This window comes from Mesorhizobium sp. CA15 (assembly GCF_020165215.1).
Taxonomy (GTDB): domain Bacteria; phylum Pseudomonadota; class Alphaproteobacteria; order Rhizobiales; family Rhizobiaceae; genus Mesorhizobium.
Map to the genome: position 1 here is coordinate 41,583 of NZ_JAIUHQ010000016.1, position 23,412 is coordinate 64,994.

Genomic DNA, 23,412 nt, shown 5'->3' on the forward strand with positions numbered 1-23,412 from the left:
TGGCTGGCGGCAATGCTCGTGACGATGGCGCTGCTCGTCGTGCCCGGCCGCGCTTTGGCGCATGCCGCGCTGGTCGCGACCGACCCGGCTGACGGCGCCGTGCTGACGCAAAGTCCCGGCAAATTCTCGCTGACCTTCAGCGAGCCCGTCTCGCCGCTGGTGCTGACGCTTGTGCGGCCGGACGGCTCACAGCTTGCGCTGACATCCTTCCGCCTCAAGGACCAGACCGTCGAGATCGACAATCCCGAAGCGCTCAAATCCGGCACGCATGTGCTGAGTTGGCGAGTCGTTTCGGTCGATGGTCATCCGGTCGGCGGCTCGGCGCTGTTTTCTATGGGCGCGCCAAGCGCGGCACCAGTGGCGGGTGAGGCCATCGACTGGACGCTGCGGGCAGCGATCTGGCTCGGCAAGCTGTTTCTCTATGCCGGACTTTTTCTCGGCATCGGCGGCGCGTTCGCACTTGCCTGGCTCGCCGAGGACCGGCGCCGCGGCCGACGCTTCGTCATCGCGGCGCTTCTTATCGGTCTCGTCGGAGCGCCGCTTTCGCTCGGCCTGCAGGGGCTGGATGCGCTCGGCGCGCCGCTCGCCCGGTTTGCGACACCGGCTGTCTGGAAGACCGCGCTCGAGACGAGCTTCGTCTGGACGATGCTGCTCGGCCTGATCGCGCTCGGCTTGGCTTTGCTTTCTCTTGCCGGACCGTCGGGCTTGCGCAAGCTGGCGGCGTCCGTATCACTGCTCGGTGTTGGCGCGGCCCTTGCTGCGAGCGGTCACGCCAGCGCCGCCGAACCGCAATGGCTGACGCGGCCGCTGGTGTTCCTGCACGGCACCGCGATCGCCTTCTGGGCCGGCGCGCTGGCGCCGCTCGGCCTCGCGCTGCGGCAGCAGCCGGCGGAAGCGAAGGTCTTTCTGCGGCGCTTCTCGCGCGCGATCCTGCCGGTCGTGGCTGTCCTTGCCGCCAGCGGCATCGTGCTGGCGATCATCCAAGTGCAGCAGCCGGCGGCGCTGATCCATACCGCTTATGGCCGGCTGCTGCTGCTCAAGCTCACGCTGCTGCTCTTCCTGTTCACGTTGGCCGCCATCAACCGCTGGACGTTGACCGCGCCCGCCGAGGCCGGCGACACCGAGGTGCAGCGGCGGATGGCGCGCTCGATCGGCATCGAGGTGGTCATCGTGCTTGCCATTTTCGGCGTCGCCGCCGGCTGGCGCTTCACCCCGCCGCCACGCGCGCTGGCGATCGCCGCCGCGCAGCCGGTGTCGATCCACGTCCATGCGCTGAAGGCGATGGCCGATCTCAGCATCACGCCAGGCCATGCCGGCGAGGTCGCCGCTTCGATTATGATCATGACCGGCGATTTCGGGCCTCTCGACGCCAAGGCGGTGACGCTGGTGCTGTCGAAGCCGGATTCCGGCATCGAGCCGATCAAGTGGCCGGCGAGAAAACCCGGCGACGGCACCTGGCGTATCGACAATCTCGCTATCCCGCTTCCCGGCCGCTGGAACGCCCGGCTCGATATCCTCGTTTCGGACTTCGAGGTGGTGAAGGTCGAGGCGCCAATTAATATTCGCGCAGAGTGAAATTGAGAGTGAATGGTGAATAGCAGGCGATTTTCGTTTCCGCGTCGCGACGACGTTCGCCTGTCCATTTCACTATTCACCATTCACCATTTCGCCCTCAGTCTTCACCCTTGGTCTCACCGACCTCGACACAATTCTGCGAGACGGTTGACGCCGCCGCCAAGGCCCGTCATTCATCTGGGAAAGGCGTTCTCCAGGACGCAGCCTACAAGAAGCATCCGAACGCAGGGAAGAAACGATGGAAAAAGCCGAAATCGGCCTGATCGGCCTTGGCACGATGGGTTCCAACCTGGCGCTCAACATCGCCGAGCACGGGCACCGCATCGCAGTCTTCAACCGCACGCCGTCGCGCACCGACGCCTTTGTCGAGAGTGCCGGTTCGCTGAAGGACATGGTCGTTCCCTGCTACAGCCTGGAGGAGCTCGCCGCCGCGATCCGGCCTCCGCGGCCGATCATCATCATGGTGCTGGCCGGCAAGCCGGTCGACGAGCAGATCGCGGCGCTGCGCGGCGTGCTGTCGGCCAACGACATCGTGATCGATGCCGGCAACGCCAATTTCCGCGACACGATGCGCCGCTTCTCGGAGCTGTCCGGCTCGGGCCTGACCTTTATCGGCATGGGCGTGTCGGGCGGCGAGGAGGGCGCGCGGCACGGCCCCTCGATCATGGTCGGCGGCACTGAGGAGTCCTGGAAGCGCGTCGAGAAAGTGCTGACGGCGATCTCGGCCAAGTTCAAGGGCGAGCCCTGCGCCGCCTGGCTCGGCACCGACGGCGCCGGCCATTTCGTCAAGACCATCCACAACGGCATCGAATATGCCGACATGCAGATGATCGCCGAGATCTACGGCATCTTGCGCGACGGCCTCGGCATGGCGCCGAAGGAGATCGGCAAGGTCTTCGAAGAATGGAACAAGGGCCGGCTCAATTCCTACCTGATCGAGATCACCGCAAAAGTTCTCGCCGCCGACGATCCCAAGACCGGCAAGCCGGTTGCCGACATCATCCTCGACCGCGCCGGGCAGAAGGGCACCGGCAAATGGTCGGTCATCGAAGCGCAGCAGCTCGGCATTCCGGCGACGGCGATCGAGGCGGCGGTCGCGGCGCGCGTGCTGTCCTCGATCAAGGATGAGCGGCAGGCGGCGGAAAAGGCCTATGGCAATATCGGCGTCGAAAAGATTTCCGGCGACAGCGGCGCGCTGCTCAAGGACCTGGAGTTGGCATTGTTCGCCGGCAAGATCGCGGCTTACGCGCAAGGTTTCGCGGTGATGAGCGGCGCCTCCAAGGAATTCAACTGGAATCTGCCCATGCCGACCATCGCCAAGATCTGGCGCGCCGGCTGCATCATCCGCTCGCAGATGCTGGACACGATGGCCGAGGCCTTCGGCTCAGGCAGCGCTTCCACCAATCTGCTGATGGCGCCGGCCTTCATCGCCATGATGAAGGAGGCGCATCCGTCGCTGAGGCGCATCGTGGCGCGCGCCTCCGAGGCCGGCTCGCCGGTGCCGGCGCTGTCGTCGGCGCTCGCCTATTTCGACAGCTACCGCCAAGGACGCGGCACCTCGAACCTGATCCAGGCGCAGCGCGACTTCTTCGGCGCGCACGGCTTCGAGCGCATCGGGGAAGAGGGGGCGTTTCATGGCCCATGGGGGAGTGGGGCCGCCTAGGGCCAGGTGAGGCCGGCCTGCAAATGGCGGCTTCCTGCGCTTCCGGTGCTCACGTACTTTAAGTACGCTCCGCTCCGGTTCTCGGAAGCCACCATTTTCGACTCGGCCTGACCTGCCCCTCAAGTCGCGCCAGTCAGCCGCGATAGGGCAAAACCTCGCTCGGCGTGCTGAGCGATTGCAGCGTGCCTGGATCGGCGCCGCCGATCCAGCCGAGGACGGCGCGGGCGAGCTCGGAGCCGGCGAGCCGGAAATTCTCGTTGACGACGAGCAGCTCTCGCCGGAACAGATGCAGCAATTCCGACGATTGTTTCGACACCACGTCGACGTCGCGGCCGAGCTTCAGCCCGGCGTCCTCTATGCCGGCCACGATGGCGAGCGTCGCGGCGGCGGCGCTGCTGACGAAGCCGTCCGGACGGTCCTTGCGCCGCATCAATTGCGCGGTCCGCATCCTGATCTGCTCGATCGACTGATCGATGGAGACGGTGTTGAACGGCACCTCGCTGGCACCCACCTCGCTCAGCGCATCGGCAAAGCCGGCGACCGTATGGCCGTGATAGGTGAGGCCGACCGGAGGCGTCACCAGGGCAAGCCGGTTGCGGCCCCTGCCGGCGAGGTAGCGGACGGCTTCGCCGGCAAAGGCATAATTGTCGAAGTCGTGATAGGGATGCACCAGCCCCATGTCGGTGCGACCATGCGTGGCGAAGGGAATGCCGCGCTCCAGCATATAGCGCGCCCGTGGATCGTTGGGCTGGGTGCGCGAGATGATGACGCCGTCGGCCGAGCCCGTCTCGACCAGATAGCGCACCGGGTCCAGCGGATCCTGCGAGCGCGAATAGGGCGTGACGATCAGATGGTAGGGCGTGTCGGCGATCACCTCGGTGACGCCGTAGATGATGTCCGAGACGAAGCTCATGAGCTCGTGCTCGGTGTTCAGCACAAGCGATATCACGTTGGTCTTGCCGGTCCGCAAACGTACGCCGGCGCGGTTGGGGCGGTAGCCGATCTGCTTGGCGACGAGTTGGACGCGACGCCTGGTCTCGGCGCCGATCTCGGGCGCATCCTTCAGCGCGCGCGAGACTGTCGTGACGCCCAGCCCGGTCATGAAGGCAAGCGTCTTCAGCGTCGGCCGTTCCTTGCCCGACGTGTCGTCGTCGCCCTTCTTCGTTATCCGTCTATCCATCGTCCCGCCCGTCAGGCGCATAGCAGTCGCGGGGCCGACCGGCAATCGTGCGGCGGTGACATTTGCGCGACCTTCAGTTTGCGGCTCGGCTCAATATACTGAAACGTTACAGATTGCCAATCTTCGTGATCAACCGGCAAGGTCGCGCCGTCGGCATCGTGGATGCGGAGAGGAGCCGAAAGTCGCTGGAATCACAAAGAAATATCGGTCTGGGCCTACTTTTGGCACCAATCGACTGATCTGACACCGACATTGCCGCCTCGGGAGAAAGATTTTGTTCGCGTCACGAAAAAATCTTGACCGGCTTCAAGGCGAGGGGTTGCCTAGGCGGATCATTTGCCGTATCGAAAATCTGTAACGTTTCAGATTCCGGGAGGAGCCGAAATGCGATACAAATTCCTGACTGCTGCCTTTGCCGCGACAGTTGCGCTCAATTTCGCCGGTCCGGCGGCCGCGACCGACCTGGAAGTCACCCATTGGTGGACTTCCGGCGGCGAGGCGGCAGCGGTGGCCGAGCTTGCCAAGGCTTTCGACGCGACGGGCAACCACTGGGTCGACGGCGCCATTGCAGGCTCCGGCGGCACGGCGCGGCCGATCATGATCAGCCGCATCACCGGCGGCGATCCAATGGGCGCCACCCAGTTCAACCACGGCCGCCAGGCGGAGGAACTGGTGCAGGCCGGGCTGATGCGCGACCTCACCGATATCGCCACCAAGGACAAGTGGACGGAGATCGTGCGGCCGAAGAGCCTGCTCGATAGTTGCACCATCGACGGCAAGATCTATTGTGTGCCGGTTAATATCCATTCCTGGCAGTGGCTGTGGCTGTCCAACGAGGCCTTCCAGAAGGCCGGCCTGCCTGTGCCGAAGGACTGGAATGAATTCGTGGCGGATGCGCCGGCGCTGGAAAAGGCGGGCATCATTCCGCTCGCGGTCGGCGGACAGGCTTGGCAAGCCTCGGGCGCCTTCGACGTGCTGATGGCCGCGACCGGGGGCACCGACACGTTCCTCAAGGTCTACAAGGACAAGGACGCCACCTTCGCGGCAGGCCCGGAGATCGCCAAGGTGTTCAAGGCGGCGGACGACGCCCGCAAGATGGCCAAGAACACCAATGTGCAGGACTGGAACCAGGCCACCAATCTGGTCATCACCGGCAAGGCCGCCGGCCAGATCATGGGCGACTGGGCGCAGGGCGAGTTCCAGGTTGCCGGCAAGACGGCCGGCAAGGACTATACCTGCTTGCCCGGCCTCGGCCTGAACGAAGTCATCGCCACCGGCGGCGACGCCTTCTACTTCCCGCTGCTCAAGGATGAGGCAAAGACGAAGGCGCAGGCGGTGCTCGCCGAGACCTTGCTCGATCCGAAGACCCAGGTCGCCTTCAACCTCAAGAAGGGCTCGCTGCCGGTGCGTGGCGACGTCGACCTCAACGCGGCGAACGACTGCATGAAGAAGGGCCTCGCCATCCTCGCCAAGGGCGCCGTCATGCCGTGGACGGACCAACTGCTTTCGCAGGACAGCCAGAAGCAGAAGGAGGACCTGTTCTCCGAGTTCTTCGCCAAGCCGGACATGACGGTCGAAGAGGCGCAGAAGCGCTTCGCCGCCATCATCGCTTCGGCCGATTGATCTACCGGCGCCCCGCCAGCTCCCGGTCCCTGCTAACGGGGGTCGGGAGCATGATGTCCTCATTGCCCCAGCCCGGCTGTCGAGATGAGCAATAGCGAACGTCCCAACCAGCTTTTCCGTAACCTCAATGCGAAGATCGCATCGATTCCGATGGTGCTCACCGCGCTTGTGGTGTTCGTCGGTGGCACGGCGTGGACGGTCCTCTACTCCTTCACCAATTCGAAGCTGCTGCCACGGCTCAACTTCGTCGGCCTCGACCAGTATTATCGGTTGTGGGCGACGCCGCGCTGGCTGATCTCGATCGAGAACCTCCTGATCTATGGCGTGATCTCGCTGGTGTTCTCGCTGGTGATCGGCTTCGTCCTGGCGGCGCTCCTCGACCAGAAGATCCGCTTCGAGGATACGTTCCGCACCATCTTCCTCTATCCCTTCGCGCTCTCCTTCATCGTCACCGGGCTGGTCTGGCAATGGCTGCTCAACCCGGATTTCGGCATCCAGCGCGTCGTGCGCGACCTCGGCTGGACGGGCTTCAGCTTCGACCCGCTCTATAATTCCAGCATCGTCATCTACGGCATTTCCATCGCCGCGCTCTGGCAGGGCACGGGGCTGATCATGTGCCTGATGCTTGCCGGCCTGCGCGGCATCGACGAAGACATATGGAAGGCGGCGCGAGTGGACGGCATCCCGATGTGGAAGACCTACCTGTTCATCGTCATCCCGATGATGCGGCCGGTCTTCATCACCACGCTGGTCATAATCGCTGCCGGCATCGTCAAGGTCTATGATCTCGTCGTGGCGCAGACCAGCGGCGGGCCGGGCATCGCCTCCGAAGTGCCGGCAAAATACGTCTACGACTACATGTTCTTCGCCCAGAATCTCGGCCAGGGTTTCGCCGCCTCGACCATGATGCTGCTCTCGGTGATGATCGTCATCGTGCCATGGGCCTATCTCGAATTCGGAGGCCGCCGGCGTGGTTGATGTCGCTGCCTCCCCATCTGATGCGGGCGTCCTTCGGCGCGACGAAGCTGGGCCTGCCGGCGCGAAGCCGCGGCATGCGCTCTCGCGCCGCAACATCTTTCTCTACGGCACGCTGATCGTCGTGGCGCTCTATTACCTTTTGCCGCTCTACGTGATGATCGTCACGTCGCTGAAGGGCATGCCGGAAATCCGCCTCGGCAACATCTTCTCGCCGCCGGTGGAAATCACCTTCGAGCCCTGGGTGAAAGCCTGGGCGACCGCCTGCACCGGCCTCAACTGCGACGGGCTCTCGCGCGGTTTCTGGAATTCGGTGCGTATCACCGTGCCGTCGGTGCTGCTGTCGATCGCGATTGCCTCGGTGAACGGCTATGCCTTGGCCAACTGGCGCTTCAAGGGCGCCGACACCTTCTTCATCATCCTGATCGTCGGCGCCTTCATTCCCTACCAGGTGATGATCTATCCGATCGTCATCATCCTGCGCGAGATCGGCATATACGGCACCCTGACCGGCCTTGTGATCGTGCATTCGATCTTCGGCATGCCGATCCTGACCCTCTTGTTCCGCAACTATTTCACGTCGATGCCGGAGGAACTGTTCCGCGCGGCGCGCGTCGACGGCGCCGGCTTCTGGGGCATTTATCTGCGCATCATGCTGCCGATGTCGCTGCCGATCTTCGTCGTCGCCATCATCCTGCAGGTCACCGGCATCTGGAACGACTTCCTGTTCGGCGTCGTCTACACGCGCCCCGACACCTATCCGATGACGGTGCAGCTCAACAACATCGTCAATTCGGTGCAGGGCGTGAAGGAATACAACGTCAACATGGCCGCGACGATCCTCACCGGGCTCGTTCCGCTGATCGTCTATTTCATTTCCGGCAAGCTCTTCGTGCGCGGCATCGCGGCTGGCGCAGTGAAAGGATGATGATGGCAGCGGCAATCGCCAATCCCAGCGTTTCGATCCAGGACCTGTCGCTCAATTTCGGTGTGATGTCGGTGCTGAAAACGCTCAATCTCGACGTCGCCGAGGGCGAGTTCATCGTGCTTCTGGGACCGTCCGGCTGCGGCAAATCCACCTTGCTCAACTGCATCGCCGGCCTGCTCGACATTTCGGAAGGCCGCATCTTCATCAAGGGCAAGAACGTCACCTGGGAGGAGCCTAAGGACCGCGGCATCGGCATGGTGTTCCAGTCGTACGCGCTCTATCCGCAGATGACGGTGGAGAAGAACCTGTCCTTCGGTCTGCGCGTTGCCGGCCTGGCCAAGGACGAGATCGCCAAGCGCATCGCACGCGCCGCCGAGATCCTGCAGATCGAGCCGCTGTTGCAGCGCAAGCCCTCGGCGCTCTCCGGCGGCCAGCGCCAGCGCGTGGCGATCGGGCGGGCACTGGTGCGCGACGTCGACGTCTTCCTGTTCGACGAGCCGCTCTCCAATCTCGATGCCAAGCTGCGGGCGGAACTGCGCGTCGAGATCAAGCTGCTGCACCGCAAGCTCGAAAACACCATGATCTACGTCACCCACGACCAGATCGAGGCAATGACGCTCGCCGACCGCATTGCCGTGATGAAGGGCGGCGTCATCCAGCAGCTCGACGCGCCGCAGACCATCTACAACCGTCCGGTCAATCGCTTCGTTGCCGGCTTCCTCGGCTCGCCGGCGATGAACTTTGTCGACGGCCATTTGGAAAACGCGGATGGCGGCTGGCATTTTCTTGCCGATGGTCTGAAGATTCCACTCAGTACCTATGATTTCGATCGGCAGCCGGAACCCGGACCAGCCGTGTTCGGCATCAGGCCCGAACATGTGAGTCTGAACAGCGGCGCCGGCTGGCCATTCTCGGCGGCCAGCAAAGTCGAAGTGGTGGAACCGATGGGCTCCGACACGCTGGTCTGGCTGCAGCTCGCTCAACAGAAATTCAGCGTCCGGGTTACCTCGGAGCGTACGCCCCGGAATGATGAGGCGGTGACTGTCGGCTTCGATCCGATGCGCGCTTCGCTCTTCGACGCCCAGACCGGCAACCGCCTTTAACCTCCCAAGCAGAACGGACAGGACATGAACTGGTCATTCCAACTCTACAGCGCTCGCAATTTTCAACCATGGAACGACGTGGTGAAAATGCTCGGCGAGCTCGGCTACAGCCAGGTCGAAGGCTTTGGCGGCGTCTATGACGACCCGAAGGCGTTTCGCGCCGAGCTCGACAAGAACGGGCTTGCGATGCCGACCGGGCATTTCTCGATCGAGGCGCTGGAGAACGATTTCGACGGCGTGCGCAAGATCGCCGACGCGCTCGGCATCAGGCTGCTGATCTGCCCCTATCTGATGCCCGATCAGCGCCCGTCCGACGCCGCCGGCTGGCGCGGCTTCGGCGAGCGCCTCGCCAAGGTGGGCGAGGTGGCAAAAAAGGCTGGCTACGGCTTTGCCTGGCATAACCACGATTTCGAGTTCAAGGCGCTTGCGGACGGCTCGCTGCCGCAGGACCACATCCTGTCCGCGGCACCGGACATCGGCTGGGAGATGGACGTCGCCTGGGTGGTGCGCGGCGGCGCCGATCCGCTGCCCTGGATCGAGAAGCATGGCAAGCGGATCGTTGCCGTCCACGTCAAGGATATGGCGAAGCCGGGCGAGGGGCTGGACGAGGACGGCTGGTCCGATGTCGGGCACGGCACGATCGACTGGGCGGGCCTGTTCAAGACGTTGCGCGCCAAGAGCGCCGCGCAGTATTTCGTCATGGAGCAGGACAACCCCAACGACATCGAGCGCTATGCCCGCCGCTCAATCGCAGCAGCCAAGAGCTGGCAGGAGTAATCGAAATGGCAGAGAAACTTGGCATCGGCGTCATCGGCTGCGGCAACATCTCGAAGGCGTATTTCTCGCTGGCGCCGCTGTTCCGCGGCATCAAGATGCGCGCCTGCGCGGATATCAACATGGAGGCCGCGAAAGCGCGGGCGAAGGAGTTCAAGCTGCGCGCCGAGACGGTCAACGACCTGCTCAAGGACGACGAGATCGACATCATCGTCAACCTGACGGTTCCGGCGGTGCACTATGAAATCTCCAAAGCGGTGCTCGATGCCGGCAAGCATGTCTATTCGGAAAAGCCGTTCGTCTTGTCGATCGAGGAAGGGCTCGATCTCAAGAAACGGGCCGAGAAGAAGGGCCTGCGCATCGGTTCGGCGCCGGACACGTTCCTCGGCGGCGCGCACCAACTGGTCCGCGATCTCATCGACAGCGGCAAGCTCGGCGCGATCACCAGCGGCACCTGCCATGTGATGGGCCACGGCATGGAGCACTGGCACCCCAACCCGGATTTCTTCTTCCAGCCGGGCGCCGGCCCGGTGCTCGACATCGGGCCATACTATGTCACCAACCTGATCCAGTTGATCGGGCCGGTGAAGCAGGTGGCCGCCTTCGCAACAACGCCGGCCAAGGAGCGCACCATCAGCTCCAAACCGCGGGCGGGCGAGAAGATCCCGGTGAACACTCCGACCACCATCCATGCGCTGCTCGAGTTCGCGAATGGCGCGGTGATCACGCTCAACACCAGCTGGGACGTCTGGAGCCATGGCCACGCGCCGATGGAGCTCTACGGCGAATTGGGCACCGTCTTCGTGCCGGATCCGAATTTCTTCGGCGGCGATGTACGCTTCACCGACTCGGCCAAGCCGGTGAAGAGGCTGCCCAAGTGGAACCATCCGTTCGGCGTGCCGAACGAGATGCACGGCCAGGGCATGATGGCTAATTACCGCACCGCCGGCCTTGCCGACATGGCAATCGCGATTGGCGAAGGGCGGCCGCACCGCTGCTCGATGGAGCTGGCGCTGCACGCCGTCGATGTCATGACCGGCATCCTGCGCTCGGGCGAAAGCGGCAAATATGTCGCCATGCAGACGACCTGCGAGCGGCCGGCCGCGCTCGGCGTCAAGGACGCGAAGGCGTTGCTGGCGAAGAAAAAGTAGGTGGCAACCCCTCTCCCCGTTCCGGCGGGGAGAGGGTAAGGGTTAGGGGCAAGCATCGATTCAAATCAGGTTGGCGGTGGTCGCCACGCCGTTTCGATCCCGAAGGTTCCCCATGTCCTATGTCGCCGCCGAAAACCGCTACGAGAAGATGATCTATAATCGCTGCGGTCGGTCCGGCCTGAAGCTGCCGGCGATCTCGCTCGGGCTATGGCACAATTTCGGCAGCGACACGCCGCACAGGACCAAGCAGGCGATCGTGCGCAAGGCCTTCGACCTCGGCATCACGCATTTCGACCTCGCCAACAATTACGGCCCGCCGCCCGGCTCGGCGGAAATCGCGTTCGGCGAGATACTGCGCACCGATTTCGCTGCCTATCGCGATGAGATGATCATCTCGACCAAGGCTGGCTACGAGATGTGGGCCGGTCCGTATGGCGAATGGGGCAGCCGCAAATATGTGCTCGCCAGCCTCGACCAGAGCCTCAAGCGCATGGGGCTCGACTATGTCGACATCTTCTATTCGCACCGTTTCGATCCCGAGACGCCGCTCGAAGAAACGATGGGCGCGCTCGACTACGCGGTGCGCTCGGGCAAGGCGCTCTATGCTGGCATCTCGTCCTACAATTCGCAGCGCACGCGCGAGGCGGCCGACATTCTGCGCCAGCTCGGCACTCCTTGCCTCATCCACCAGCCGAGCTATTCGATGCTCAACCGCTGGGTCGAGGAGGATGGGCTGCTCGACACGCTGGAGGGGCTCGGCATCGGCTCGATCGTGTTCTCGCCGCTGGCGCAGGGCATGCTGACCGACAAATATCTCGGCGGCATCCCCGAGGGCAGCCGCGCATCCCAGGGCAAGTCGTTGCGACCGGCCTTCATCAACGACAAGTCGATCGCTAATATCAAGGCGCTCAACGCCATTGCCGGCCGCCGCGGCCAGACCTTGGCGCAGATGGCGCTGGCCTGGGTGCTGCGCAAAGGCCGCGTGACCACGGCGCTGATCGGGGCCAGCCGGCCGGAACAGGTCGAGGATTGCGTCGGCTCGCTCAAGGCGCTCGAGTTCTCCGACGCCGAGCTCGCCGAGATCGACAGCCACGCCCGCGAGTCCGACATCAACCTCTGGGCGGCTTCGGCCGAACGCAAGGGACCGCCGCGCAAGTAGCGATCAGCTGGAGAACCATCTCGTCGGGGCGCGTACCAGAAGGGATGTGCTGCGGAAACAGTGGCAAAATCGCTTGTTCGTCGTTATCTCAGGGGAATTGAAGTCGTTCGCGAGATCTGCCGCGAGCGTCGATTGGGCGAACAAGATGACGGCAAGAGATGCGCTGACCAAGAACCAGCTCTGCGTGCTCGAGAAGCTCGAGGCATCCAGCGGACCGCTCAGCGCCTATACTTTGCTCGACCAGCTGCGCGAGCGCGGTTTCCGCGCGCCGCTGCAGGTCTACCGGGCGCTCGACACGCTGGTGAAGTCCGGCTTCGTGCACCGGCTCGAAAGCCTAAACTCCTTCGTTGCCTGCGCCGAGCCGCACGACCACAGCCATTCGATGACGGCCTTCGCCATTTGCGACAATTGCGGCCAGGTGACCGAGATGTCCGACCACGATGTCGGCCACCGGCTGGACGAATGGGTGCGCTCGACGGGATTTGCCGCCAAGAAGGCGGTGATCGAGTTTCGCGGTGTGTGCGCCAAGTGCAGGGCCGAAGCGGCGTAAGCCTTCACTTCGTCATACTAGGGCGGAGCAAGGAGCGAAGCGACGCGCGCAGACCCCTAGTATCCATTCCGTGACATACACGCACCGCCACGGTGCAGAATCTGCATTGACAAGCGGCGTGCTCGGCAAGCTATCCACAACCGCCGCGCACTACGGCGCGCGTCGCGGCATGGATCCTCGGGTCTGCGCGCGTCGCTTCGCTCCTTGCTCCGCCCGTGGATGACGAACGAACGTGAGACGCCTAATGCGCCTCGTCCCAGTTGTCGGCGGCCCGCGCATCGACATGCAGCGGCACCGACATCGAGACCGCCGGCATCGGCGCATTCTCCATCACCTTGCGCACCACGGGGATCGTCGCCTCGACCTCCGCTTCCACCGTCTCGAAGATCAGCTCGTCATGCACCTGCAACAGCATGCGGGCGGAGAGCTTCGCCTTCTCCAGCGCTTCTTCCATATGCACCATGGCGCGGCGGATAATGTCGGCGGCGGTGCCCTGGAGCCTGGCGTTGATTGAGGCGCGCTCGTTGAAGGCGCGCACCGACGGGTTGGAAGCCCTTATCTCCGGATAGTGGATGCGGCGGCCGAAGATCGTCTCGACGAAACCGTTCTCCCGCGCATAGGCCTTGGTCTCCTCGATATAGTCCCGGATGCCCGGAAAACGCTCGAAATAGCGTTTGATGTAGGCGCCCGCCTCCTCGCGCGGGATCGACAGCTGGTTGGCGAGGCCGAAGGCCGAGATGCCGTAGATGATGCCGAAATTGATCGCCTTGGCGCGCCGGCGCACCTCCGAAGGCATGCCTTCGACCGGCACATTGAACATTTCCGACGCGGTGATGGCATGAATGTCGGCGCCGTCGGCGAAGGCCTGTTTGAGCTGCGGGATTTCGGCGACATGCGCAAGCACGCGCAATTCGATCTGGCTGTAGTCGGCCGAGACCAGCTTGTGGCCTTTCTCCGCAATAAAGGCGGTCCTGATCTTGCGGCCTTCCGCCGTTCGCACCGGGATGTTCTGCAAATTGGGATCGGAGGACGACAGGCGCCCGGTCGTGGTTGCTGCCAGCGCATAGGAAGTGTGGACGCGGTTGGTGCCGGGGTTGATGAAACCGGGCAGCGCGTCGGTATAGGTCGATTTCAGCTTGGTAAGCTGGCGCCAGTCGACGATCTTGCGCGGCAGCTCGTGGCCCTCGGCGGCGAGATCTTCCAGCAACTGTGCCGAGGTCGACCATTGGCCGGTCTTGGTCTTCGAGCCGCCCGGCAGCCCCATCTTGCCGAACAATATGTCGCCGAGCTGCTTCGGCGAGCCGATGTTGATGCGCTCGCCGACGATCCCGTAGATCTCTTCCTCGACGCGAGCCGCGCCTTGAGCCAGCTCGCCGGAAAGCCGCGACAGGATCTGGCGGTCGACCGAGATGCCGCGCTGCTCCATGCGGGCAAGCACGGGCACAAGCGGCCTTTCCAGACGCTCATAGACGGAAACGAGGCCCTTGGCGGCAAGCCTCGGCTTCAGCACCCGCCAGAGCTGCAGCGCCAGATCGGCCTGCTCGCCGGCATAGGCAGTCGCGCGTTCGATATCGACCTGATCGAAGCCGATGGCGCTCTTGCCCGAGCCGGCGAGTTCCTTCTTCGAGGCAGGCGCGTGGCCGAGCCATTTCTCCGACAGCGAGACGAGGTCGTGACCGCCGGATGTGCCGGCATCGAGCACGTAGGAGATCAGCATTGTGTCGTCGAACGGACCGATCTCGATGCCGTGCCGGCTCATCACGACAATGTCGTATTTCATATCCTGGACGATCTTGAGGACCGATCGGTCCTCAAGCAGCGGCTTCAGCAGCGCCAGCGCCTTGCGGACCGGGATCTGGTTCTCCAGCATGCCGCCGCCGAGCAGGTCGCCATTGCCGCTCTTGTGGGCAAGCGGCACATAGACGGCGCGGCCAGGCGCGAGCGCCATGGACAGGCCGATCAGGTCCGCCCGCATCGGGTCGGACGAGCTGGTCTCGGCGTCGAACGCAAGGACACCGGCCTCGCGGGCTTCGGCTATCCAGGCCTCGAGCGCGGCCGTGTCGCGAATGGGCGCATAGGCCGAAGGGTCGATCTTGCGGGCGGCTGCCTGCTCCAGCCGCAGGGCAGAGAGGAGCGATGGGGTATCGCCTTGCGGCGGCGCGTCCTCGCCCCTGACCGGCGCAGCCGGTTTTATGGCGTCGCCCTGTGTGGACGCGATCGGCCTTGGCACCGGCGGGGCGCCGGCGCCGACATCGGGGCCATGCGCGGTATCGGCGCGCTCGATGGTGACGGCGGTGGCCTGGACGTCGCCAATGTCGGTTGCGGTCGCTTCGGCGACGCGTCGGGTCAGTGTGGTGAACTCCATCGTCTTCAGGAAGCCGATCAGCTTCGGGCCATCCGGCGCATGCAGGACAAGATCGTCCAGCCCTTCCTTCAGCGGCACGTCGTTCTTCAACGTCACCAACTCGCGCGAGATGCGCGCCTTATCGGCATTGGCGATGATGGTCTCGCGCCGTTTCTCCTGCTTTATCTCCGAAGCGCGCGCCAGCAGCCCGTCAAGGTCGCCGAACTGTTCCAGCAATTGCGCCGCGGTCTTCGGGCCGATGCCCGGCACGCCCGGAACATTGTCGACCGAGTCGCCGGTCAGCGCCTGCAGGTCGATCATCTTTTCGGGCGGCACGCCCCATTTCTCGATCACCTCGGGAATGCCGATCTGGCGATCCTTCATCGGGTCGTACATGCCGACCGTCGGACCGACCAACTGCATCAGATCCTTGTCGGAGGAGATGATGGTGGTATCAGCGCCGGCTTCGCAAGCCAGCCGGCAATAAGTCGCGATGATATCGTCGGCTTCAAAACCCTCCGTCTCTATGCAAGGGACATTGAAGGCTGCGGTCGCCTGGCGGATCAGGCCGAATTGCGGGATCAGGTCTTCCGGCGGCGCAGAGCGGTTGGCCTTGTATTCGGGGTAGAGATCGCTGCGGAAGGTTTTCGACGAATAGTCGAAGATGACGGCGAAATGCGTCGGCACCACGCCGACATCGGTGTTGCGGGCGTCCTGCATCAGCTTCCACACCATGTTGCAGAAGCCGAGCACGGCGCTGGTCGGCAGGCCGTCGGATTTGCGGTTGAGCGGCGGCAGCGCGTGATAGGCGCGGAAAATGTAGCCGGAGCCGTCGACGAGGAAGAGGTGATCGCCTTTTTTCATGCCGGCAGGGATAGCGCGGCCCGGCTTCGCGGTCCATGGCTAAGGCTGTGGAACCCACCGGTTCGGGCAACACCCCTGACACATCCTGTCCGGCTGGAAATTTGCCGCTCACGGGTATGTTACAAAAGTGTAATTTTCGTGCCCTTGAATCGCCATGTTCACAGACCCAAATACACGTCATCGGCAGTTTTTCGCCGAAGTCCGGAGTAAGGCCCGTCCCCCGCCTATCCCGGGCAAACTGCGGCAGCCTATCCCCCCTCTCCGGGCTGCCGCAACGTTTCGAGTAGAGACCGCCGTGGTTCCCCCTCCACCACGGCGGTTCTTTTTTGCCTTCAGGCAAGCCTTTGCCGCTTGGTCCAATGATCGCGGGCTTTTCGTTTTCGGCATGGCCCTTTAGGGTCTGCCCAAAATCGAAAGGCAAAAAGCATGTCCAGAATTTCCCCCGTCCTCGACCGTCTCGACCAGAATCTCGACCAGAGCCTGGAGCGGCTGTTCGGCCTGCTCGGCATCAAGTCAATCTCCACCGATCCGGCCTTTGCCGCCGATTGCCGCGCGGGCGCCGAATGGCTGGTCGCCGAGCTCAAGCTGATCGGCTTCGACGCCAGTGTGCGCGATACGCCCGGACATCCGATGGTGGTGGCGCATCACGAGGGACCGGCGGGCGCGCCGCATGTGCTGTTCTATGGCCACTATGACGTCCAGCCGGTCGATCCGATCGAATTGTGGGAAACCGATCCGTTTGCGCCTTCGATCAAGGAGATCGAGCCCGGCCGCAAAGTGATCACCGGGCGCGGCTCGGCCGACGACAAGGGGCAGCTGATGACCTTCGTCGAGGCCTGCCGCGCGTGGAAGCAGGTGCATGGCAACCTGCCTTGCCGCGTCACCATCCTGTTCGAAGGCGAGGAGGAATCCGGCTCGCCGTCGCTGAAGCCGTTCCTGGAAGCCAACGCGGCCGAGCTGAAGGCGGATTTCGCGCTGGTCTGCGACACCAGCATGTGGAACCGCGAGACGCCGTCGATCTGCGTGTCGCTGCGCGGCATGGTCGGCGAGGAGGTCACCGTCAAGGCGGCCAACCGCGACCTGCATTCGGGCCTCTATGGCGGCCCGGCCGCCAATCCGATCCGCATCCTGGCCAAGGTGCTGGCGGATATTCACGACAAGGACGGCCGCGTCACCATTGCGGGCTTCTATGACGGCGTCGAGGAGACGCCCTCGCAGGTGCTGAAATCCTGGGAGGGACTTGGCGAGACGGCCGAGACCTTCCTCGGACCGGTCGGCCTTTCCATTCCCGCCGGCGAGAAGGGCCGCTCGGTGCTCGAGCTCACCTGGGCGCGGCCGACCGCGGAATTCAACGGCATCATCGGCGGTTATACCGGCAAGGGTTTCAAGACGGTAATCGCGGCGCAAGCGTCGGCAAAAGTGTCGTTCCGGCTCGTTCACAAGCAGGATCCAAAGAAGATCCGCGCCGCCTTCCAGGCTTTCGTGCGCGAACGCATTCCCGGCGACTGCTCGGTCGAATTCCACCCGCATGGCGGCTCGCCGGCGATCCAGCTCTCCTACGACTCGCCGTTCCTGGCCAAGGCCAAGGATGCACTGTCCGACGAATGGGAGAAGCAGGCGGTCACCACCGGCGGCGGCGGCTCCATTCCCGTGGTCGGCGATTTCCAGACCTATCTCGGCATGGAATCGCTGCTGGTCGGCTTCGGCCTCGACGACGACCGCATTCATTCGCCGAACGAGAAGTATGAGCTGACCTCGTTCCACAAGGGGCAGCGGTCCTGGGCGCGCATTCTCGACGCGCTGACCCGCTGAGCGAAGATCACGAAAGCCTTGAGGTTCAACTTTCTGTTGATTTTTCTCCGGATCGCGGCGAGGACGAATTAGCTAACGCGAAGTGCTGCGGCGTTGCGAGGATGCGCAACGCCGCAGGCGCGACCCGGAGAAGAGAATGACCGATATCCGTTTCCACAAAAACGATCTACCCGACCTGTCGCGATACAATGTCGGGGCGGTGGCCATCGACACGGAAACGCTGGGGCTCAACCCGCATCGCGACCGGCTCTGCGTGGTGCAGATCTCGCCCGGCGACGGCAGCGCCGATGTCATCCAGATCGCACCAGGCCAGAAGGAGGCGCCGAACCTCGCCAGCCTGCTGAGAAACAACACGATCACCAAGCTGTTTCACTACGGCCGCTTCGACATCGCCGTGCTCTACCATGCCTTCGGCGTGATGGCCGAGCCGGTGTTTTGCACCAAGATCGCCTCACGGCTCACCCGCACCTATACCGACCGCCACGGGCTGAAGGATCTCTGCGGCGAACTGCTCGGCATCGGCCTGTCCAAGGTGCAGCAATCCTCCGACTGGGCGGCCGAGACGCTCTCGCCCGAACAGCTCGAATATGCCGCCTCGGACGTGCTCTACCTGCACAGGTTGCGCGAGGTGCTGGGCGCGCGCCTGGCGCGCGAGAACCGCACCAAGGAGGCGGACGCCTGCTTCCGTTTCCTGCCGACGCGCGCCAAGCTCGACCTGATGGGCTGGGCGGAGGAAGATATTTTCGCGCATAGTTGAGGGACGAAGGTCCGTCGACCCAGCCCGTGGAGAAGTGAAATGGCAGAGCGCAAACCGATCGCGAGCGCGCCCAAGGACGGCTCCAAAGTCACGATCATGTGGAAGGACCGCGACGGCGTCGTCAACGAATCCGTCGGGCAATATCGCGACGGCGGCTGGTGGGTCTACACCGACAGCGACACGCAGAAGAAAGTCGAACCGACGAGCTGGCGGCCGGCAACCGATGATGGGGACGATGACCAGTAGGTGATCCTCACCTGACAATTTCAGGGCGGGCGCGAGGCTTGGCCGCAACAAGGGGGCGCAATGAGACAGAACACGCTCTATCTCATCATCGGGGCGCTGGTCGCGGTTGTCATCGCGCTCGGCATCTATGTCTATCGCGAGCAGACCAAGCCGAAAGGCGTCGAGCTCAAGATCGACGACAAGGGCATTTCGATCCAGCAGAATTGACCATGGTGACCAGCCGGGAAACCGGCGCGGTGAGGGGCTAGACCGGCTTTGCGAGACGACATTGCGCCGGGGGGATTTCGGCCGGAGATACAGGGGCTGCGCGGGCTTGCCGTCGCCTTTGTGGTGATTTTCCACATCTGGCCGGCAGCGCTTCCCGGCGGCTATGTCGGGGTCGACATCTTCTTCGTCATCTCCGGCTTCCTGATCACCGGCCTGCTCACCCGCATGGCGCTCAGCGAAGACGGCATCTCGCTGGTCGGCTTTTACACGCGTCGGGTCAGGCGGCTGCTGCCGGCGGCGATCGTCGCGCTCCTGGTCACGCTCGCTGGAACGCTGCTGTTCGTGTCGGACGCATGGTGGGAAGAAACCGCCAAACAGGTGATCGCAAGCGCGCTCTACATGCAGAACTGGCGGCTTGCCGAACAGGCCGTGGATTATCTCGGCGCCGAGGACGCGCCGAGCCCCGTGCAGCATTTCTGGTCGCTGTCGATCGAGGAGCAGTTTTACATCGTCTGGCCGCTGCTGATGATGGCGGCGCTGTGGTGGGCCAGGCGTCGCGGACATTCGCCGATGCAGACGCTCGTCTTCGTGCTCGGCGTGGTCATGGCGGGCTCGCTCGCGGCTTCCGTCGCTCTCACCCGATCCGATCCGGCATGGGCCTATTTTGTCACCCACACGCGGGTCTGGGAGCTGGCCCTCGGCGGGCTCTTGGCGCTGACCCTGGACCGGTTCAAGCCGAACGGGCGCGCACGGACAGCAATGGCTGTCGCCGGCATGCTGGCGGCGCTTTCGTCGGCCATGCTGTTTTCAAGGTCGACCGATTTTCCGGGCTTCAAGGCGCTGCTGCCGACACTCGGCGCGGCCTTGATCATTGCGGCCGGCAGCGTACGCATGGGCCGCTTCCGCGGCCTCGACATCGCCATGCTGCGCTATACCGGCGATCGGTCCTATTCGATCTACCTGTGGCATTGGCCGCTGATCATTTTTTATGCCGCGCAACGCGGCGCCATCGGCCTTGCCGATGGTGTTCTGCTGATCGTCGCCACCCTAGTGGTTTCCGAACTCTCCTATCGCTTCGTCGAACAACCCTATCGCCATTGGCGCTCGTCCCTGGCATGGCGGCCGCTGATCGACGGCACGGCGGCGGTGGGGTTGTGCGTGGCGGTGGCCGGCGGACTCGTCTACGCGATCGACCGGCAGCCCATCGACACCGGACTGATCGGAACGCCGAATTATCCGGGACCTGCTGCCTTGCTGGCGAACGCTGCCGTTCCCGACGGTGTCAAGCCCTTGCCGCCCTTGAGCAAGATCGGCAGCGACGTGCCCGTCATCTACAGGATGAGGTGTCATCAGCAGCAGAAGGGAACCGACGCGACCGGTTGCCAGCTCGGCGACCCGGCGGGGACGAGGACCATTGTCGTGATGGGCGATTCCCACGCGGCGCAATGGGTGCCGGCAGTCGAAAAAATCGCCGAAGACAGAAAATGGAGGCTCGTCACCTTCACCAAGGCGGCATGCCCGGTAACCCGGGTCACCATCCTTGACGACGGCAAGCCGTATCAGCAATGCGCGCTGTGGCGGGAGAAAGTTCTCGCTGAAATCGCCAAATTGAAGCCCGATTTCGTGATCACCAGCCAGAGCAACTATACCAGCGTTGCCCAGGGTGCGATGATTGAGGGATTGCGCAGCGTCTGGGGCGAGCTCACAAGTCAGGGCGTGCGCGTCGTCGCCATCCGCAACACACCTTTCAGCCTGTTCGACCCGCGCACCTGCCTGGGCACGGACCCGGCCAAATGCATCAATCCGCGCGCCGAGGTCGAACGGGAAAACATCTACGCGCTCGCCGCCCGGTCAATGGCCGGGGTGACCTTGGTCGACATGAACGATGCGCTATGCAGCAAGGACAGCTGCCCGGCGGTGGTCGGCAACATCGTCGTGCTGCGCGACAACCATCATCTCACGGCAACCTACGCGCTGGCGCTGGCGCCCTATCTGGCCAAGGCAGCGGGATTTTGAGCAACGTCGCAATGAGACTGCCGCAGGGCCGTCGACCTGGCTGCGAACGACACCGCGAGACCGTTGGATTCAGAAAATCCTAAGGGTTTTCAAAAGGCTGCATAAACCCTGCTTTAACCCGCCTTTAAACCGCCGCATCTAATCTCAACCCGAACGCCATCGGCACCCGGGGGCAGGCTAGCAAGAGCGCATGGCGAACCGCAGAGACAGTCGCATCGAACCGAGCTTCGAGGAGGCGCCGCGCGCGAAATCCTCCGAAGGCTTTTCGGTGAGCGAGGAGGATCGCGTCGTGCCGCGCAGCCGTAAATCCACTGCAAAGGGCAGATCCGCAAAGAAATCACGCGGTCGCGGCCGCGACCGCAGCCGGCGGGGCTTGCTTGGCATCGCCACCCGCCTGGTCTACTGGTGCTTCGTGTTCTGTATCTGGGGCGGCATCGCGGCTGCCGGCATCGTCGTCTATTACGGCGCCAAGATGCCGGCGGCGACCACCTGGTCGATCCCCGACCGCGCGCCCAACATCAAGATCGTGTCGGTCGATGGCGGGCTGATCGCCAATCGCGGCATGTCGGGCGGCGAGGCCGTCGGCCTGCACGAAATGTCGCCTTATATCCCCGAGGCGGTCGTCGCCATCGAGGACCGCCGCTTCTATTCGCATTTCGGCATCGATCCGATCGGGCTTTCACGCGCCATGGTCACCAACGTTCTCGGCGGCCATTTCTCGCAGGGCGGCTCGACGCTGACGCAGCAGCTGGCCAAGAACCTGTTCCTGACGCCGGACCGCACGCTGGAGCGCAAGGTGCAGGAAGTGCTGCTCGCACTCTGGCTCGAACACAAGCACAGCAAGGACCAGATCCTCGAAATGTATCTCAACCGGGTCTATTTCGGATCCGGAGCCTATGGCGTGGAAGCGGCTTCGCGGCGCTATTTCGGCAAGAGCGCGCGCGACGTGAGCCTTTCCGAGGCAGCACTGCTGGCCGGGCTGCTCAAGGCACCGTCCAAGCTTTCGCCGGCGCGCGACCCGAGGGCGGCCGAGGAGCGGGCGCAGCTCGTGCTCGCGGCCATGCGCGCGGAAGGCAAGATCAGCGACAAGGAATACAAGGTGGCGCTGAGCGCGCCGGCGACGCGCGCGCCGTCCTACTGGACCGGCTCCGAGAACTATGTCGCCGACACGGTGATGGAGGAGCTTCCCGATCTCATCGGCGAGGTGCGCGGCGACATCATCGTCGACACCACTGTCGACTTGACTCTGCAGAAGCTTGCCGAACAGTCGATCCGCCGGCTGATCGACGAAAGCGGCAAGAAGCTCAACGTCAGCCAAGGCGCGCTGGTGTCGATCGACGATTCCGGCGCGGTGCGCGCCATGGTCGGTGGCTATGATTATTCGACCAGCCAGTTCGACCGCGCCTCGGAAGCGCGCCGGCAGCCGGGCTCGGCCTTCAAGCCGTTCGTCTACATGGCGGCGCTGGAGGCCGGCCGCACGCCGGACAGCGTGCGCAACGACGCGCCGATCAAAATCGGCAAATGGACGCCGGACAATTACGGCGGCAAATACTACGGCAAGGTGACGCTGGCGACGGCGCTGGCCAAGTCGCTGAACTCGGTGGCGGCGCAGCTCACCATGGAAGTCGGGCCCGACGCGGTGGTGGAAGCCGCGCATCGCATGGGCATCCAGTCTGATCTGCAGGCCAACACCTCGATCGCGCTCGGCACCTCGGAGGTGACGCCGCTGGAGCTGACTTCCGCCTACGTCCCGTTCGCCAATGGCGGCTACAAGCCGGACGTCCATTTCATCCGCCGCATCACCACGGGCGAGGGCAAGGTGCTTTACGAGAACAGCGGCGGCAGCGCGCCGCGCGTGGTCAAGGCCGACACCGTCGGCATGATGAATTCGATGATGACCGGCACGGTCGAGATCGGCACCGCCAAGAAGGCGGCCTTCAATTGGCCGTCGGCCGGCAAGACCGGCACCAGCCAGAACTCGCGCGACGCCTGGTTCGTCGGCTACACCGCCAATCTCACCACCGGCGTGTGGTTCGGCAATGACGACGGCAGCCCGATGAAGAAGGTCACCGGCGGCGCCCTGCCGGCGCAGGCCTGGCACGAATTCATGGTGGCCGCGCATGAGGGCGTGCCGGTGCGGCCGCTGCCCGGCACCTGGAAGTCGACGCCATCCGACACGATCGTGCCGGACGAGATCCCGTCGGCGGACGCCTCGCAGCCGCCGCCTGCGCCGCCGGCGGCCGTCGGCCAGTCACAGCCTGCTGCTCGATCGCAGCCTGTCGCCCAGGCGCCCGCACGCCCAGTGCGGACCGCGCGACCTGCCGAGACGGTCGATGCCGCCGGCTTCGATATGCCGAGCGACAGCGGCGAAACCGCCTCGATCAAGCATCCGGTGCCGCCGGGCAATGTCGGCGGCCCGACGAAAAAGCGCCAGACTTCGATCCTCGATATTCTGGGCGGCGGTTAGAGCGGCAACTTCGCCTCT

At 64.0% G+C, this 23,412-nt stretch carries 18 protein-coding genes; 16 read left to right on the forward strand and 2 right to left on the reverse strand.

Annotated elements, in window-relative coordinates; translation table 11 throughout:
• Nucleotides 1–12: 12 nt before the first annotated feature.
• Entirely contained in the window at nucleotides 13–1,575 is a 1,563-nt protein-coding gene (locus LB515_RS22440; RefSeq protein ID WP_411969164.1) for a copper resistance CopC/CopD family protein, read from the forward strand.
• A gap of 175 nt (nucleotides 1,576–1,750) precedes the next feature.
• Complete coding sequence (gene gndA, locus LB515_RS22445; protein WP_224639389.1) at nucleotides 1,751–3,238, forward strand: NADP-dependent phosphogluconate dehydrogenase; 1,488 nt, start codon at nucleotides 1,751–1,753, stop codon at nucleotides 3,236–3,238.
• A 133-nt stretch (nucleotides 3,239–3,371) separates the two neighbouring features.
• Here the strand turns inward: gndA and LB515_RS22450 are convergent, their stop codons facing one another.
• Nucleotides 3,372–4,418: a LacI family transcriptional regulator gene (locus LB515_RS22450; RefSeq protein ID WP_095769304.1), complete on the reverse strand. Its 1,047-nt coding sequence runs from the start codon at nucleotides 4,416–4,418 to the stop codon at nucleotides 3,372–3,374.
• 384 nt (nucleotides 4,419–4,802) lie between these two features.
• Here LB515_RS22450 and LB515_RS22455 point away from each other — a divergent pair, with 384 nt between their 5' ends.
• From LB515_RS22455 to LB515_RS22490, 8 genes are all read left to right on the forward strand, one after another.
• Nucleotides 4,803–6,041 (forward strand): ABC transporter substrate-binding protein, encoded by a 1,239-nt coding sequence (locus LB515_RS22455; RefSeq protein WP_140674079.1) that lies wholly within the window; start codon nucleotides 4,803–4,805, stop codon nucleotides 6,039–6,041.
• Nucleotides 6,042–6,125: 84 nt separating this feature from the next.
• Nucleotides 6,126–7,019: a carbohydrate ABC transporter permease gene (locus LB515_RS22460; protein ID WP_140845205.1), complete on the forward strand. Its 894-nt coding sequence runs from the start codon at nucleotides 6,126–6,128 to the stop codon at nucleotides 7,017–7,019.
• Complete coding sequence (locus tag LB515_RS22465) at nucleotides 7,012–7,944, forward strand: carbohydrate ABC transporter permease (RefSeq protein ID WP_224548178.1); 933 nt, start codon at nucleotides 7,012–7,014, stop codon at nucleotides 7,942–7,944. Before LB515_RS22460 ends, LB515_RS22465 begins: the two co-directional genes overlap by 8 nt.
• Before the next feature lie 2 nt (nucleotides 7,945–7,946).
• A complete protein-coding gene (locus LB515_RS22470) occupies nucleotides 7,947–9,047 on the forward strand; it encodes an ABC transporter ATP-binding protein (RefSeq protein ID WP_224548191.1) in 1,101 nt (366 codons plus the stop codon).
• A 24-nt stretch (nucleotides 9,048–9,071) separates the two neighbouring features.
• Entirely contained in the window at nucleotides 9,072–9,824 is a 753-nt protein-coding gene (locus LB515_RS22475) for a sugar phosphate isomerase/epimerase family protein (protein WP_224709001.1), read from the forward strand.
• 5 nt (nucleotides 9,825–9,829) lie between these two features.
• A complete protein-coding gene (locus LB515_RS22480; RefSeq protein ID WP_095769230.1) occupies nucleotides 9,830–10,972 on the forward strand; it encodes a Gfo/Idh/MocA family protein in 1,143 nt (380 codons plus the stop codon).
• A 112-nt stretch (nucleotides 10,973–11,084) separates the two neighbouring features.
• Nucleotides 11,085–12,131, forward strand: coding sequence for an L-glyceraldehyde 3-phosphate reductase (gene mgrA / locus LB515_RS22485; RefSeq protein WP_224709002.1), 1,047 nt, complete (start codon nucleotides 11,085–11,087; stop codon nucleotides 12,129–12,131).
• A 145-nt stretch (nucleotides 12,132–12,276) separates the two neighbouring features.
• Nucleotides 12,277–12,681 carry a Fur family transcriptional regulator gene (locus tag LB515_RS22490; protein WP_042640862.1) on the forward strand — a complete coding sequence of 135 codons (405 nt, stop codon included), beginning with the start codon at nucleotides 12,277–12,279 and terminating at the stop codon, nucleotides 12,679–12,681.
• Between the two features lie 241 nt (nucleotides 12,682–12,922).
• Here LB515_RS22490 and polA read toward each other — a convergent pair whose 3' ends face one another.
• A complete protein-coding gene (polA, locus tag LB515_RS22495) occupies nucleotides 12,923–15,889 on the reverse strand; it encodes a DNA polymerase I (protein WP_224709003.1) in 2,967 nt (988 codons plus the stop codon).
• Nucleotides 15,890–16,315: 426 nt separating this feature from the next.
• Between polA and LB515_RS22500 the strand changes: the two genes are divergently transcribed.
• The 6 genes from LB515_RS22500 to LB515_RS22525 all read left to right on the forward strand — a co-directional run bounded on the left by LB515_RS22500 (nucleotide 16,316) and on the right by LB515_RS22525 (nucleotide 23,394).
• Complete coding sequence (locus LB515_RS22500) at nucleotides 16,316–17,701, forward strand: M20/M25/M40 family metallo-hydrolase (protein ID WP_224606843.1); 1,386 nt, start codon at nucleotides 16,316–16,318, stop codon at nucleotides 17,699–17,701.
• A 136-nt stretch (nucleotides 17,702–17,837) separates the two neighbouring features.
• Nucleotides 17,838–18,458 carry a ribonuclease D gene (locus LB515_RS22505; protein ID WP_095769235.1) on the forward strand — a complete coding sequence of 207 codons (621 nt, stop codon included), beginning with the start codon at nucleotides 17,838–17,840 and terminating at the stop codon, nucleotides 18,456–18,458.
• Between the two features lie 39 nt (nucleotides 18,459–18,497).
• The gene (locus tag LB515_RS22510) at nucleotides 18,498–18,704 is read left to right on the forward strand and encodes a hypothetical protein (RefSeq protein ID WP_224709004.1); all 207 of its coding nucleotides are present in this window, start codon (nucleotides 18,498–18,500) and stop codon (nucleotides 18,702–18,704) included.
• Between the two features lie 60 nt (nucleotides 18,705–18,764).
• The gene (locus LB515_RS22515) at nucleotides 18,765–18,911 is read left to right on the forward strand and encodes a hypothetical protein (RefSeq protein ID WP_140836137.1); all 147 of its coding nucleotides are present in this window, start codon (nucleotides 18,765–18,767) and stop codon (nucleotides 18,909–18,911) included.
• A 48-nt stretch (nucleotides 18,912–18,959) separates the two neighbouring features.
• On the forward strand, nucleotides 18,960–20,927 hold the full coding sequence (locus LB515_RS22520) for an acyltransferase family protein (protein WP_224709005.1): 1,968 nt from the start codon (nucleotides 18,960–18,962) through the stop codon (nucleotides 20,925–20,927).
• A 190-nt stretch (nucleotides 20,928–21,117) separates the two neighbouring features.
• A complete protein-coding gene (locus tag LB515_RS22525) occupies nucleotides 21,118–23,394 on the forward strand; it encodes a transglycosylase domain-containing protein (RefSeq protein ID WP_224709006.1) in 2,277 nt (758 codons plus the stop codon).
• The last annotated feature ends 18 nt before the right edge of the window (nucleotides 23,395–23,412 follow it).

What these genes read in the sequence shown, in the direction of transcription:
- LB515_RS22440 (WP_411969164.1), top strand. Translation starts at nt 13, where the DNA reads ATGCTCGTGACGATGGCGCTGCTCGTCGTGCCCGGCCGCGCTTTGGCG.
- LB515_RS22450 (WP_095769304.1), bottom strand. Translation starts at nt 4,418, where the DNA reads ATGGATAGACGGATAACGAAGAAGGGCGACGACGACACGTCGGGCAAG.
- LB515_RS22455 (WP_140674079.1), top strand. Translation starts at nt 4,803, where the DNA reads ATGCGATACAAATTCCTGACTGCTGCCTTTGCCGCGACAGTTGCGCTC.
- LB515_RS22460 (WP_140845205.1), top strand. Translation starts at nt 6,126, where the DNA reads ATGAGCAATAGCGAACGTCCCAACCAGCTTTTCCGTAACCTCAATGCG.
- LB515_RS22470 (WP_224548191.1), top strand. Translation starts at nt 7,947, where the DNA reads ATGGCAGCGGCAATCGCCAATCCCAGCGTTTCGATCCAGGACCTGTCG.
- LB515_RS22475 (WP_224709001.1), top strand. Translation starts at nt 9,072, where the DNA reads ATGAACTGGTCATTCCAACTCTACAGCGCTCGCAATTTTCAACCATGG.
- LB515_RS22480 (WP_095769230.1), top strand. Translation starts at nt 9,830, where the DNA reads ATGGCAGAGAAACTTGGCATCGGCGTCATCGGCTGCGGCAACATCTCG.
- mgrA (WP_224709002.1), top strand. Translation starts at nt 11,085, where the DNA reads ATGTCCTATGTCGCCGCCGAAAACCGCTACGAGAAGATGATCTATAAT.
- LB515_RS22490 (WP_042640862.1), top strand. Translation starts at nt 12,277, where the DNA reads ATGACGGCAAGAGATGCGCTGACCAAGAACCAGCTCTGCGTGCTCGAG.
- polA (WP_224709003.1), bottom strand. Translation starts at nt 15,889, where the DNA reads ATGAAAAAAGGCGATCACCTCTTCCTCGTCGACGGCTCCGGCTACATT.
- LB515_RS22500 (WP_224606843.1), top strand. Translation starts at nt 16,316, where the DNA reads ATGTCCAGAATTTCCCCCGTCCTCGACCGTCTCGACCAGAATCTCGAC.
- LB515_RS22505 (WP_095769235.1), top strand. Translation starts at nt 17,838, where the DNA reads ATGACCGATATCCGTTTCCACAAAAACGATCTACCCGACCTGTCGCGA.
- LB515_RS22510 (WP_224709004.1), top strand. Translation starts at nt 18,498, where the DNA reads ATGGCAGAGCGCAAACCGATCGCGAGCGCGCCCAAGGACGGCTCCAAA.
- LB515_RS22515 (WP_140836137.1), top strand. Translation starts at nt 18,765, where the DNA reads ATGAGACAGAACACGCTCTATCTCATCATCGGGGCGCTGGTCGCGGTT.
- LB515_RS22525 (WP_224709006.1), top strand. Translation starts at nt 21,118, where the DNA reads ATGGCGAACCGCAGAGACAGTCGCATCGAACCGAGCTTCGAGGAGGCG.